The organism is Burkholderia oklahomensis C6786 (genome assembly GCF_000959365.1).
Classification (GTDB): Bacteria; Pseudomonadota; Gammaproteobacteria; order Burkholderiales; family Burkholderiaceae; genus Burkholderia; species Burkholderia oklahomensis.
Genome location: NZ_CP009555.1, coordinates 2,709,803 through 2,722,691, shown reverse-complemented (window position 1 = coordinate 2,722,691; position 12,889 = coordinate 2,709,803). Strand labels below are relative to the sequence as shown.

The window sequence follows — 12,889 nt, the reverse complement described above, 5'->3', positions numbered from 1 at the left end:
CCGCCATCGGGCGCCGCCCACGCGCCGGATCACGCGATCCGCGCCTCCGTCGACGGATCGAACAGCACCGCCTTCGACACGTCGAACAACAGCGACAGCTTCTGCTGCGGCTTCGGATCGGCGGCCGGGTGCACGCGGCTCACGATCCGCTTGCCGTTGACCTGCGCGAACACGTGCGTGTCCGGGCCGGTCGGCTCGGTCACGTCGACCGTCACGTCGACCGGCTGCAGCCGCGAGCTCTCGCCGTTGTGCGCGCTCCTCGCATCGGTGATCCGCTCCGGCCGCAGCCCGAGGATCACGTCGCGGCCGACGTGGCCGTTCATCCGCTTCGCGTCGAACGGCAGGTTCAGCACGCCGCGCATCGCGCCCGTGTCGAGCTCGATGCCGACGCCGCTCCCCTGCTCGACGAGCTTGCCGTTGATGAAGTTCATCGGCGGCGCGCCGATGAAGCCCGCGACGAACAGGTTCGACGGCGAATCGTAGATTTCCTGCGGCGCGCCGAACTGCTGGACGACGCCGTCCTTCATCACCGCGATCCGGTCGCCGAGCGTCATCGCCTCGATCTGGTCGTGCGTCACGTAGACGATCGTCGTGCCGAGGCGCTGGTGCAGCAGCTTGATCTCGGCGCGCATCTCGATGCGCAGCTTCGCGTCGAGGTTCGACAGCGGCTCGTCGAACAGGAACAGCGACGGATCGCGCGCGAGCGCGCGGCCCATCGCGACGCGCTGCCGCTGGCCGCCCGACAGCTGGCCCGGCTTGCGGTCGAGCAGGTGCTCGATCTGCAGCATCGCGGAGACGCGGTCGACGATGCTCTTCTGCTCGCTCTTCGCCACCTTGCGGATGTTGAGGCCGAACGAGATGTTCTCGCGCACCGTCATCGACGGATACAGCGCGTACGACTGGAACACCATCGCGATGTCGCGATCCTTCGGCGACAGGTCGTTGACGACCTTGTCGCCGATCCGGATCTCGCCCTTCGTCACGGTCTCGAGGCCCGCGATCATGTTGAGGAGCGTCGACTTCCCGCAGCCCGAACCGCCGACGAGAATCAGGAACTGGCCGTCCTCGATGTCGATGTCGACGCCCTTGAGGACGGGCACCCCGTTCGGGTAGGTCTTGTACACGTCACGGATGGAAAGGCTTGCCATGCTGTGAATCCTCTGTCTCAGTGCGGCGCGCGTGCGCCGCGTCGTGTCTCGTATCGTTGCGCCGCGCGCGGCGCCTGCATGTTCGCGTCGGGCGTCCCGACGTCACCCCTTGACCGCGCCCGCCGTCAGGCCGCGCACGAAGTAGCGGCCGGCGATCACGTAGACGAGGAGCGTCGGCAGCGCGGCGATGATCGCGCCCGCCATGTCGACGTTGTATTCCTTCACGCCCGTCGACGTGTTGACGAGGTTGTTCAGCGCGACCGTGATCGGCATCGAATCGACGCCCGAGAACACGATCCCGAACAGGAAGTCGTTCCAGATCTGCGTGAACTGCCAGATCAGGCACACCATGAAGATCGGCAGCGACACGGGCAGCAGGATCTTCGTGAAGATCGTGAAGAAGCCCGCGCCGTCGATGCGCGCAGCCTTCACGAGCTCGGCCGGCACGCTCACGTAGAAGTTGCGGAAGAACATCGTCGTGAACGCGATCCCGTAGACGACGTGCACGAACACGAGGCCGGGAATCGTGTTGGCCATCCCGAAGAAGCCCTGCAGCCGCGCCATCGGCAGCAGGATCACCTGGAACGGGATGAAGCAGCCGACGAGCAGCATCGTGAAGAGCGCGTCCGCGCCGCGGAAGCGCCAGTGCGTGAGCACGTAGCCGTTGAACGCGCCGATCACCGACGAGATCAGCACGGCCGGAATCACCATCTTGATCGAGTTGAAGAAGAACGGCTTCATCCCGTCGCAGCGCACGCCGGTGCACGCCTCGCTCCACGCCTTCACCCACGGCGAGAAAGTCCAGTTCGACGGCGGCGTCAGCAGGTTGCCGGTGCGCAGCTGGTCGAGGTCCTTGAACGACGTCGACAGCATCACGTAGATCGGAAACAGGAAGTACAACGCGAACAGGATCAGCGCCGCGTAAATGACTGCCCGACTGAGGGTCATCTTAGGCTGCATTGCGGGTGCTCCTCGATTCCAGATACATCAGCGGCACGAGCACCGCGACGACCGTCGCGAGCATCATCACCGACGACGCCGCGCCGACGCCGAGCTGCCCGCGGTTGAACGAATACGTGTACATGAACATCGCGGGCAGCGACGACGACGTGCCCGGCCCGCCCGCCGTCAGCGCGACGACGAGGTCGAAGGTCTTGATCGTGATGTGGCAGAGGATCAGCAGCACCGAGAAGAACACCGGGCGCATGCTCGGGATCACGATCTTGCGGTAGATCGTGGGCAGCGTCGCGCCGTCGACCTGCGCCGCCTTGAAGATCTCGCTGTCGACGCCGCGCAGGCCGGCGAGAAAGAGCGCCATCACGAAGCCCGTCGACTGCCAGACGGCCGCGATCACGACGCAGAAGATCGCCTTGTCCGGGTCGTCGAGCCAGCCGAACGAGAAGCTCGTCCAGCCCCAGTCGTGCATCACCTTCTCGAGGCCCAGGCCCGGGTTCAGGATCCACTGCCACGCGGTGCCCGTGACGATGAACGACAGCGCCATCGGATACAGGAACACCGCGCGCAGCGCGCCTTCGTTGCGGATCTTCTGATCGAGCAGGATCGCGAAAAAGAGACCGAGCGCGACGCAGATCGCGATGAACGGAACGCCGAACCAACCGAGGTTCGCGGCCGACGTCCACCAGACGTCGTTCTGGAACAGGTCCGAATAGCGGCCGAAGCCGTCGAAGTCGTAGTTCGGCAACAGCCGGGAATTCGTCAGCGACAGATAGCCGGTGACGGCGATGAAGCCGTAGATGAAAACCAAGGCGATCGCGATGCTGGGCGCGAGCACCAGTTTCGGAATCCAGCGGTCGGCGAACGCCGACAGCGGCGACGTGCGGTGCGCGGCAGCCGCGCTGGTTCCGTTTCCGCTAAGAGGGGCAGCCACGTGTTTCGACTCCTGGAACGAGGTCGCCCGCGCGTCGGCAAGAAGCCGGCGCGGGCGGCGGGTACGGCGCGGGCCGGCTCGCGGCCCGCTTGCTGCGGTTGCAGCGCGAAGCGCCCGGCGCGACGATGCGCGAAACCGGGCGCCCGCGCCGTGCGTTACTTCACCTTCGCGGCTCGCGCGAGCGCGGCGACCGCGCTCTTCGAATCCTGCTGCGAGTTCATGAACTTCGTCACGACGTCGGTGATCGCGCCCGCCGTCGCGTCGCCCTGCGCCATCCCGTGCGCGAGCGACGGCACGTAGCCGCCCGACTTGATCGCCGTCTGTTCATCAGCGTAGGACTTCTTCGCGCAATCGTCGAACTTGTCCATCTTCACGCCGAGGCGCACCGGAATCGAGCCCTTCAGCAAGCTGAACTGCTCCTGGAACGCGGGCGTCATGATCGTCTTCGCGAGCGCGATCTGGCCGGGCGTCGCCGCCTTCTGGCCCTTCTGCTGGAAGAACACGAACGAATCGACGTTGAACGTGTACGCATTCGCCGTGCCCGGCACCGCCGCGCAGATGTAGTCCTTGCCCGGCTTCTTGCCGGCCGCCTCGAACTCGCCCTTCGCCCAGTCGCCCATGAACTGCATGCCGGCCTTGCCGTTGATGACCATCGCGGTCGCGAGGTTCCAGTCGCGGCCGTTGCGGCCGGTGTCGAAGTAGCCCTGGATCTTGCGGACCGTGTTGAACACGTCCAGCATCTTGTCCGACGTGAGCGTCTTCTGGTCGAGGTCGACGAGCGCCTTCTTGTAGAAGTCGGCGCCTTGCGACAGCACGACGTCTTCCCACAGCGTCAGGTCCTGCCACGGCTGGCCGCCCATCGCGACCGGCTGGATGCCCGCCGCCTTCAGCTTGTCGGCGATCTGGAAGAATTCGGGCCACGTCGCGGGCGGCTTCGCGCCGATCTTGTCGAGCGCGGCCTTGTTGATGTAGAGCCAGTTGACGCGGTGCACCGAGAACGGCGCCGCGACGGTGTTGCCCTTGTACTTGATGATCTTGTCGATCTCGGGCGGCAGGTTCTGCTTCCAGTCGCCCGTGGCGGAATCGATGTTCACGAGCACGCCCTGGTCCGCCCATTCCTGGATCAGCGGCCCCTTGATCTGCGCGGCCGACGGCGCGTCGCCGCTGATGACCTTCGTCTTCAGCGCGGTCATCGCCGCGGCGCCCGCGCCGCCCGCGACCGCGTAGTCCTTCCAGACGTAGCCCTGCTTCTGCAGGTCGTCCTTCAGTGCGCCGACCGCCTTCGATTCACCGCCCGACGTCCACCAGTGCAGCACCGTGACGTTCTCGGCTGCTTGCGCCGCTGCGGCGCCGAACAACAGGCCTGCGGCGCCGAGCGCGCCCATGATCGCGCGAATTTTCATCAGTTATCTCCTCCAGATTTGGATCGATTCGTCAGGCTTTCGACTGCGCGGATGCGTGAAAGCCGGCTTTGCTACGGAACGACACGGGAAATCGAGCCGCGAACGACGCATGATGCGTGCGGGCCGATGCCGGCCGCGGGCTCTTAGGAACTGAGTGACTCGAGATTCAACGACTGTCTCCTCTTTAGGCTATCCGGTTCCGCCGCCGCGCGGCTCGAACCCGGGGCAGCGACGCGCGCGAACATGCGCTTCATCAATGTCCGATAACATTTCCACGTGCGGCGCTCGCGCCGCACGGCCCGTTGCGAAGATCGCGCCTCTTCATGCCGTGCGCTTCTTTTCTTCGTTCGGGTGCTACCCCTTGCGGCGGATTGTAGTTAAACTACAATTCAGTGTCAAAAATATTTTTATCGCACTACGGCCCGCGTCGCGGGCATCCCCCAACGGCGGAGACACATGCATACCGATTCGAGCTTCACCTTCGTTCTCTTCGGCGGCACCGGCGATCTGTCGATGCGCAAGATCCTCCCTGCGCTCTTCGAGGCGCACCGCGCGAACATGCTGTCGGAAGCCGGCAGGATCGTCGCCGTGGCCCGCCATGCGGCGGACCGCGACGGCTACCTGCAGTGGGTCGACGAGCACGTGAAGCCGCACGCGACGAAGGCGGCGGGCGGCGCGTTCGACGAATCCGTCTGGCAGAGCTTCCTCGAGCGCATCGTCTACGTGAAGCTCGATCTCGGCCGCGCGGAAGACTACGCGCTGCTGCGCGACGCGGTCGGCCGGCTGTCGGGCATCCGCGTGTTCTATCTGGCGACGGGCCCGTCGCTCTTCGTGCCGATCTGCAAGGCGCTCGCCGCCGTGGGCCTCAACGAAGGCGCGCGGATCGTGCTCGAGAAGCCGCTCGGCTACGACCTGCGCTCGTCGAACGCGATCAACGACGCGGTCGGCGAGATCTTCGCCGAAGATCAGATCTATCGGATCGACCACTACCTCGGGAAGGAGCCGGTGCAGAACCTGCTCGCGCTGCGCTTCGGCAACGCGCTGTTCGAGCCGCTGTGGCGCCGCGAATGGGTCGAGAGCATCCAGATCACGATCGCCGAGGAGCTGGGCGTCGAAGCCCGCGGCGATTTCTACGACAATACCGGCGCGCTGCGCGACATGGTGCAGAACCACCTGCTGCAGCTCCTGTCGATCGTCGCGATGGAGCCGCCGCACTCGATGGATTCCGATTCGGTCCGCGACGAGAAGCTGCGCGTGTTGCGCGCGCTCAAGCCCATCGATCCGCGCGACATCGGCAAGGTCGCCGTGCGCGGCCAGTACCATGCGGGCGTGATCAAGGGCGCGCAGGTGCCCGCCTACGCGACCGAGTCCGGCGTGAAGTCCGACAGCCAGACCGAGACGTTCGTCGCGCTGAAGGTCGAGATCGAGAACTGGCGCTGGGCCGGCGTGCCGTTCTTCCTGCGCACCGGCAAGCGGCTTGCCGACCGCGTCGCGGAGATCGTCGTCAACTTCCGCCCCGTGCCGCACTCGGCGCTCGGCCCGACCGCGCTGCGCGCGGGCGCGAACCGCCTCGTGATCCGGCTGCAGCCGAACGAGTCGATTCGCCTGTACTGCCTCGCGAAGCAGCCGGGCGAAGGGATGAACCTCGCAAGCGTGCACCTCGACCTCGCGTTCGACCAGTTCTTCAAGGAAGGCCAGATGGAGGCGTACCAGCGCCTGCTGCTCGACGTGATCAACGGCCGCCTCGCGCTGTTCGTCCGTCGCGACGAGCAGGAAGCGGCATGGCGCTGGGTCGAGCCGATCCTGAACGAATGGGCGCGCTCGACGAAGCCGCCGAAGCCGTACGCCGCCGGCACCTGGGGCCCCGCCGCCGCGAGCGCGATGCTCGCGCAGCACGGCACCTGCTGGCTCGAAGAAGAAAACTGATGCAAGGCGGCGCGCATGCGGTTTCGCAGGCGCGCCGCTCGATGGTCCCCGCTGAATTCATTCAACATTCAATAAAGGCAGTCTGGAGGAGAAGTGATCGAGGTTCACGCTTTCGAAAGCCCGCGCGCGCAATCCGAAGCGCTCGCGCAAGCGGTCGGCGAAGCGCTCGCGGCGGCGCTCGCGCAGCGCGCGCGCGCGACGCTCGCGGTATCGGGCGGCACGAGCCCGCGGCCGTTCCTGCAAACGCTGTCGGGCGCCGCGCTCGACTGGCCGCGGATCGACGTGACGCTCGTCGACGACCGCTGGGTCCCCGACACCGACGACGCAAGCAACGCGAAGCTCGTGCGCGAGACGCTGCTGCGAAACGCGGCCGTGCACGCGCGCTTCGCGCCGCTCGTCGACACGCGCGAGTCGCTCGACGTACAGATCGCCGCGCTCAATCAAAGCCCCGCGCACCCGCTGCCCGACATCGCCGTGCTCGGCATGGGCGAGGACGGCCACACCGCGTCGATCTTCGCGGACGCGCCCGAATGGGATCACGCGATCGCGACGACCGAGCGTTTCGTCGCCGTCCATCCGGGCGCCGCGCCGCATCCGCGCGTGAGCCTGTCGCTCGACGCGCTGAAGCATATCGAGCGCCTGTTCCTGCTGATCGCGGGAAGCCGCAAGCGCGAGGTGCTCGAGGCGGCCGCCGCAGCGCCGCAGAAGAACGCGATTTCGCAACTCGCCAACGACAAGGGGACGAAGCTCGATGTCTACTGGTGCGCAAACTAAGGTCGCCGCGGCGAGCCAGCACGCCGACGGGCCGCGCCTGCTGGCCGACGTCGGCGGCACGAACGCGCGCTTCGCGCTCGAGACGGGCCCGGGCGAGATCACGCAGATCCGCGTGTACCCGGGCGCCGACTATCCGACGCTCACCGACGCGATCCGCAAGTATCTGAAGGACGTGAAGATCGGCCGCGTGAACCACGCGGCGATCGCGATCGCGAATCCCGTCGACGGCGATCAGGTCCGGATGACGAATCACAACTGGAGCTTCTCGATCGAAGCGACGCGCCGCGCGCTCGGCTTCGACACGCTCCTCGTCGTCAACGATTTCACCGCGCTCGCGATGGCGCTGCCCGGCCTCACCGACGCGCAGCGCGTGCAGATCGGCGGCGGCGCGCGCCGGCAGAACAGCGTGATCGGCCTGATGGGGCCGGGCACGGGGCTCGGCGTGTCGGGTCTCATCCCCGCCGACGACCGCTGGATCGCGCTCGGCAGCGAAGGCGGCCACGCGACGTTCGCGCCGATGGACGAACGCGAGGATCTCGTGCTGCAGTACGCGCGCCGCAAGTATCCGCACGTGTCGTTCGAGCGCGTGTGCGCCGGCCCCGGCATGGAGATCATCTATCGCGCGCTCGCCGCGCGCGACAAGAAGCGGATCGCCGCGAACGTCGACACGGCCGACATCGTCGAGCGCGCGCACGCGGGCGATGCGCTCGCGCTCGAGGCGGCCGAGTGCTTCTGCGGGATTCTCGGCACGTTCGCCGGCAACCTCGCGGTGACGCTCGGCGCGCTGGGCGGCATCTATATCGGCGGCGGCGTCGTGCCGAAGTTGGGCGAGCTGTTCATGCGCTCGTCGTTTCGCGCGCGCTTCGAGGCGAAGGGCCGCTTCGACGCGTATCTCGCGAACATCCCGACCTACCTGATCACCGCCGAGTATCCGGCGTTCCTCGGCGTGTCGGCGATCCTCGCCGAGCAGTTGTCGAACCGCACGGGCGGCGCGTCGTCGGCCGTGTTCGAGCGGATCCGGCAGATGCGCGACGCGCTGACGCCCGCCGAGCGGCGCGTCGCCGATCTCGCGCTCAACCATCCGCGCTCGATCATCAACGATCCGATCGTCGACATCGCGCGCAAGGCCGACGTGAGCCAGCCGACCGTCATCCGCTTCTGCCGCTCGCTCGGCTGCCAGGGGCTGTCGGATTTCAAGCTGAAGCTCGCGACGGGCCTGACGGGCACGATTCCGATGAGCCACAGCCAGGTGCATCTCGGCGACACCGCCACCGACTTCGGCGCGAAGGTGCTCGACAACACGGTGTCGGCGATCCTCCAGCTGCGCGAGCATCTGAACTTCGAGCACGTCGAGCAGGCGATCGACATCCTGAACAACGCGCGGCGCATCGAGTTCTACGGCCTCGGCAATTCGAACATCGTCGCGCAGGACGCGCACTACAAGTTCTTCCGCTTCGGCATTCCGACGATCGCGTACGGCGACCTGTACATGCAGGCGGCGTCCGCGGCGCTTCTCGGCAAGGGCGACGTGATCGTCGCGGTGTCGAAGTCGGGCCGCGCGCCGGAGCTCCTGCGCGTGCTCGACGTCGCGATGCAGGCGGGCGCGAAGGTGATCGCGATCACGTCGAGCAACACGCCGCTCGCGAAGCGCGCGACGGTCGCGCTCGAGACCGATCACATCGAGATGCGCGAGTCGCAGTTGTCGATGATCTCGCGAATCCTGCATCTCGTGATGATCGACATCCTCGCGGTCGGCGTCGCGATCCGCCGCGCCGTGCCGAACGCGGAGCTCGCGGAGGCGATGGCGCGCGCGAAGGTGCGCGCGGGCGCGGACGACGAAGCCGCCGACGTGCTCGACTGGCTGAGTCACGGCGCGGCGCCCGCGGCGAAAGACTGACGCGAATCGAAGTGAGCCGGAGCCCTGGGGCTCCGGTTTTTTTTGTGCGGCCGCATGGCGTGGGACCGGCAGGCTGGCGAATCCCTCGACCAGTCGCACCCGGTTGCACCCACTGCAGGATTATTTGCGCAACCTTCCAAAGCACTAGAATAACTTTCCACGCGACAGCCAAAGTCCGCACTTCTTTGGAAACATTTTCCATTTTGACAAAACTAAGCTTGCCTTCAATCGACTCGCTTTCGTAGCCGTCGGGCGACGCCCCGCCACGCGCATCCCGCACGAATCCGCGCGGTGCCGGGACCGCCGTCGAAGCGACGACGCAGCCGTGAAATCACCCGATCAGTTTTTATCAACGGAGATCAAGATGAAAGTACTCAAACCGATGTTCACGTCAGCAGTCGTTGCCGCGCTCGTGGGCATCGCGACCGCCTCCGCGCACGCGGCCGACCTGCTCGACAGCGTCAAGCAGGCCGGCGTGCTCAAGATCGCGCTCGAAGGTACATACCCTCCGTTCGACTACCGCAACAGCGACGGCCAGCTCGAAGGATTCGACGTCGATGTCGCGAAGGCCGTCGCCGCGCGGCTCGGCGTGAAGCCACAATTCGTCACGACCGAATGGAGCGGAATCCTCGCCGGCCTGCAGGCGGGCAAGTTCGACGTGATCGTCAACCAGGTTGGGATCACGCCGGCGCGCAAGCAGGCGCTCGACTTCAGCCAGCCGTATGTGTATTCGGCCGCGCAACTGATCCAGCGCGCGGACGACAAGCACGACTACGGCGCGCCGGGCGCGCTGCAGGGCAAGCGGCTTGGCGTCACGCTCGGCACCAACTTTGCCGATCTCGCGAAAACGCTGCCGGGCGTCGATGTGAGGACCTACCCCGGCGCACCGGAAAAGCTGCGCGACGTCTCGGCGGGCCGCATCGACGTCAGCATGGACGACCGGCTGATGCTGCCGTATCTGATCAAGAACGCGCATATGCCGCTGCGGCCGGGCGCGACGGTCAAGGGTGGCGAGACGCAGATGGGCATTCCGTTCCGCAAGGGCAACCCGAAGTTCGCGAAGGCGATCGACGACGCGCTCGCGTCGATGCGCCAGGACGGCACGCTCAAGAAGATCTCGATGCATTGGTTCGGCGTCGACACGTCGATCCCCAACGCGCAATAACAGTCCCCAACCGCGCGCGTCGGCACGCACTCCGCGGCCGGCGCGGCCGACAACGATCTGGAGTCAAGTTCATGGAAGCGTTCGATCTGGTCGTGCACACCCTCCCCGTCCTCGCGAAAGGCGCGGTGCTCACGTTGAAGTTCGCGGTCGCGTCGATGGTGCTGGGATTGATCGTCGGCCTCGTGGTCGCGATCGTGCGGATCGGCAACAACCGGATCCTGTCCGCCGTCGCGCAAGGGTACGTCAGTCTGATGCGCGGCACGCCGCTCCTCGTGCAGATGTTCGTCGTCTATTACGGGCTGCCCGACATCGGCATCTCGCTCGACCCGACGTCCGCCGGCATCTTCACGCTGACGCTCAACGCGGGCGCCTATCTGTCCGAGAGCATGCGCGGCGCGATCCTCGGCATCGGCCGCGGCCAGTGGGCCGCGTCGCACAGCCTCGGCCTCACGCACGTGCAGACGCTGCGTCACGTCGTCTGCCCGCAGGCGCTGCGCCTCGCGGTGCCGAGCCTCGGCAACACGCTGATCAGCCTCATCAAGGACACGTCGCTCGTCTCCGTCATCACCGTCACGGAGCTGCTGCGCTCGACGCAGGAAGTGATCGCGTCGACGTTCCAGCCGCTGCCGCTGTATCTCGCCGCCGCCGCGATCTACTGGGTGCTGAGCACGCTGCTCGCGCGGCTTCAGGGCCGCATCGAAACGCACTGCGCGCTGCCGTCGACGCACTGAACGCGCGCCGGCCGTCCGGCTCGCGGACGGCCGCGCGTCCCGCTACTCACGAAGAACCCCGACATGATTACTCTCGACAACGTATCGAAGTGGTACGGCAAGCATCAGGTCCTCAGCGATTGCAGCGCGGCGGTCTCGAAAGGCGAGGTGGTCGTCGTCTGCGGGCCGTCCGGCTCCGGCAAGTCGACGCTCATCAAGACGATCAACGGCCTCGAGCCGTTCCAGCAAGGCCGCATCACCGTCGACGGCGCGCGGCTCGACGATCCGTCGGTCAAGCTCGCGCAGCTGCGCGCGCGCGTCGGCATGGTGTTCCAGCATTTCGAGCTGTTCCCGCACCTGTCCGTGCTCGAGAACCTCACGCTCGCGCAGATCAAGGTGCTGCGCCGCGCGAAGGACGAAGCGCACGACATCGGGCTGCGCCTGCTCGACCGCGTCGGGCTGAAGGCGCATGCGCGGAAATTCCCCGGCCAGTTGTCGGGCGGCCAGCAGCAGCGCGTCGCGATCGCGCGTGCGCTGTCGATGAATCCCGTCGCGATGCTGTTCGACGAGCCGACGTCCGCGCTCGATCCCGAGATGATCAACGAAGTGCTCGACGTGATGGTCGAGCTCGCGCGCGAAGGGATGACGATGGTCTGCGTCACGCACGAGATGGGTTTTGCGCGCAAGGTCGCGCATCGCGTGCTGTTCATGGATCGCGGCGCGATCGTCGAAGACGCGGCGAGCGACGCGTTCTTCGATACGCCGCGTTCCGAGCGCGCCCGCGACTTCCTCGACAAGATCCTGCACTGATCCGCGCCGCACGCCGCCGCACGCGGCGGCGACACTTCGACCCGACACCTCCACCCGACACCTCGACCCGGCATGAACACGACGACACCCCTTTCAACCCGAATGAGCGCCTTTGCGCGCCTGAACCTGATCGACGCGGCGACGCCGCTGCAACGGCTGCCGCGCCTGTCGACGCACGTCGGCCGCGACGTCTACGTCAAGCGCGACGATTTCACGTCGCTCGCGATGGGCGGCAACAAGCTGCGCAAGCTCGAGTTTCTCGCCGCGGACGCGATCCGTGCGAACGCGGACGTGCTCGTGACCGCGGGCGCGATCCAGTCGAATCACGTCCGGCAGACCGCGGCGCTCGCCGCGCAGCTCGGCCTCGACTGCGTCGCGCTGCTCGAGAACCCGATCGGCACCGCGCGCGACGATTATCTGCGGAGCGGCAACCGGCTGCTGCTCGATCTGTTCCGCGTGCGCGCGCACGACGTCGGCAGCCTCGACGACGCCGACCGGCAGCTCGAAGCGGCCGCGCAGCGGCTGCGCGACGAAGGACGTCGTCCGTATGTGATTCCGATCGGCGGATCGAATGCGCTCGGCGCACTTGGCTACGTGCGCGCGGGTCTCGAGCTCGAGCAGCAGATCCGCGCGGCGGGGCTCGACTTCTCGGCCGTCGTGCTCGCGTCCGGCAGCGCGGGCACGCATGCGGGCCTCGCGTTCGCGCTCTCGCACGCATTGCCGTCGCTGCCCGTGATCGGAGTCACCGTGTCGCGCACCGACGCGGCGCAGCGTCCGAAGGTGCAGCAACTGCTCGACCGGACAAGCGAGCTGCTCGACATCGGGACGCCCGCCGGCACGCGCATCGATCTGTGGGACGACTACTTCGCGCCGCGCTACGGCGAGCCCAATCGCGCGGGCATCGACGCGGTCCGGCTGCTCGCGCGGACCGAGGGGCTGCTGCTCGATCCCGTGTACACGGGCAAGGCGATGGCCGGCCTGCTCGACGGCATCGCGCGCGGCCGCTTCGAGGGAAACGGCCCGGTGCTGTTCCTGCACACGGGCGGCGCGCCCGCGCTGTTCGCGTATCGCGACGCGTGCGGCGCGGATTGATTCGCGAACTCGCAAACTCGCGCGCACGTCGCGATCGCGAATCTTGCGCGGCGCGCCGGCGATCGATCGCCGGCAG

The 12,889-nt window shown here is 66.9% G+C and carries 11 protein-coding genes; 7 read left to right on the top strand and 4 right to left on the bottom strand.

The features are described 5' to 3' along the window. Window positions 1-29: 29 nt before the first annotated feature. The 4 genes from BG90_RS12260 to BG90_RS12245 form a co-directional block, all read right to left on the bottom strand. Window positions 30-1,148 (bottom strand): ABC transporter ATP-binding protein, encoded by a 1,119-nt coding sequence (locus BG90_RS12260; RefSeq protein WP_045568147.1) that lies wholly within the window; start codon window positions 1,146-1,148, stop codon window positions 30-32. Window positions 1,149-1,250: 102 nt separating this feature from the next. Then, entirely contained in the window at window positions 1,251-2,108 is an 858-nt protein-coding gene (locus tag BG90_RS12255) for a carbohydrate ABC transporter permease (RefSeq protein WP_010105716.1), read from the bottom strand. Further along, window positions 2,098-3,036 (bottom strand): carbohydrate ABC transporter permease, encoded by a 939-nt coding sequence (locus tag BG90_RS12250; protein WP_010105717.1) that lies wholly within the window; start codon window positions 3,034-3,036, stop codon window positions 2,098-2,100. The genes BG90_RS12255 and BG90_RS12250 overlap by 11 nt, the downstream gene beginning before the upstream one ends. A 155-nt stretch (window positions 3,037-3,191) precedes the next feature. Then, window positions 3,192-4,439 carry an ABC transporter substrate-binding protein gene (locus BG90_RS12245; RefSeq protein WP_010116616.1) on the bottom strand — a complete coding sequence of 416 codons (1,248 nt, stop codon included), beginning with the start codon at window positions 4,437-4,439 and terminating at the stop codon, window positions 3,192-3,194. A gap of 456 nt (window positions 4,440-4,895) precedes the next feature. Between BG90_RS12245 and zwf the strand changes: the two genes are divergently transcribed. The 7 genes from zwf to BG90_RS12210 all read left to right on the top strand — a co-directional run bounded on the left by zwf (window position 4,896) and on the right by BG90_RS12210 (window position 12,813). Then, window positions 4,896-6,365, top strand: coding sequence for a glucose-6-phosphate dehydrogenase (gene zwf / locus BG90_RS12240; protein ID WP_010116618.1), 1,470 nt, complete (start codon window positions 4,896-4,898; stop codon window positions 6,363-6,365). Window positions 6,366-6,458: 93 nt separating this feature from the next. Then, window positions 6,459-7,139, top strand: coding sequence for a 6-phosphogluconolactonase (gene pgl / locus BG90_RS12235; protein ID WP_045568145.1), 681 nt, complete (start codon window positions 6,459-6,461; stop codon window positions 7,137-7,139). Next, entirely contained in the window at window positions 7,117-9,036 is a 1,920-nt protein-coding gene (locus BG90_RS12230) for a bifunctional transcriptional regulator/glucokinase (protein WP_010116622.1), read from the top strand. Before pgl ends, BG90_RS12230 begins: the two co-directional genes overlap by 23 nt. A gap of 364 nt (window positions 9,037-9,400) precedes the next feature. Next, complete coding sequence (locus tag BG90_RS12225; RefSeq protein WP_010105726.1) at window positions 9,401-10,201, top strand: transporter substrate-binding domain-containing protein; 801 nt, start codon at window positions 9,401-9,403, stop codon at window positions 10,199-10,201. Window positions 10,202-10,272: 71 nt separating this feature from the next. Further along, complete coding sequence (locus BG90_RS12220; protein ID WP_010116623.1) at window positions 10,273-10,932, top strand: amino acid ABC transporter permease; 660 nt, start codon at window positions 10,273-10,275, stop codon at window positions 10,930-10,932. 63 nt (window positions 10,933-10,995) lie between these two features. After that, window positions 10,996-11,721, top strand: a complete 726-nt coding sequence (locus tag BG90_RS12215) for an amino acid ABC transporter ATP-binding protein (protein ID WP_010105730.1) — start codon at window positions 10,996-10,998, stop codon at window positions 11,719-11,721. A gap of 72 nt (window positions 11,722-11,793) precedes the next feature. After that, window positions 11,794-12,813, top strand: a complete 1,020-nt coding sequence (locus tag BG90_RS12210) for a D-cysteine desulfhydrase (protein ID WP_025989951.1) — start codon at window positions 11,794-11,796, stop codon at window positions 12,811-12,813. Window positions 12,814-12,889: the final 76 nt, after the last annotated feature.

Coding starts and splice junctions, on each gene's coding strand:
- BG90_RS12225 (WP_010105726.1), top strand. CDS start 9,401: ATGAAAGTACTCAAACCGATGTTCACGTCAGCAGTCGTTGCCGCGCTC.
- BG90_RS12260 (WP_045568147.1), bottom strand. CDS start 1,148: ATGGCAAGCCTTTCCATCCGTGACGTGTACAAGACCTACCCGAACGGG.
- BG90_RS12255 (WP_010105716.1), bottom strand. CDS start 2,108: ATGCAGCCTAAGATGACCCTCAGTCGGGCAGTCATTTACGCGGCGCTG.
- BG90_RS12230 (WP_010116622.1), top strand. CDS start 7,117: ATGTCTACTGGTGCGCAAACTAAGGTCGCCGCGGCGAGCCAGCACGCC.
- BG90_RS12210 (WP_025989951.1), top strand. CDS start 11,794: ATGAACACGACGACACCCCTTTCAACCCGAATGAGCGCCTTTGCGCGC.
- BG90_RS12220 (WP_010116623.1), top strand. CDS start 10,273: ATGGAAGCGTTCGATCTGGTCGTGCACACCCTCCCCGTCCTCGCGAAA.
- zwf (WP_010116618.1), top strand. CDS start 4,896: ATGCATACCGATTCGAGCTTCACCTTCGTTCTCTTCGGCGGCACCGGC.
- BG90_RS12245 (WP_010116616.1), bottom strand. CDS start 4,439: ATGAAAATTCGCGCGATCATGGGCGCGCTCGGCGCCGCAGGCCTGTTG.
- BG90_RS12215 (WP_010105730.1), top strand. CDS start 10,996: ATGATTACTCTCGACAACGTATCGAAGTGGTACGGCAAGCATCAGGTC.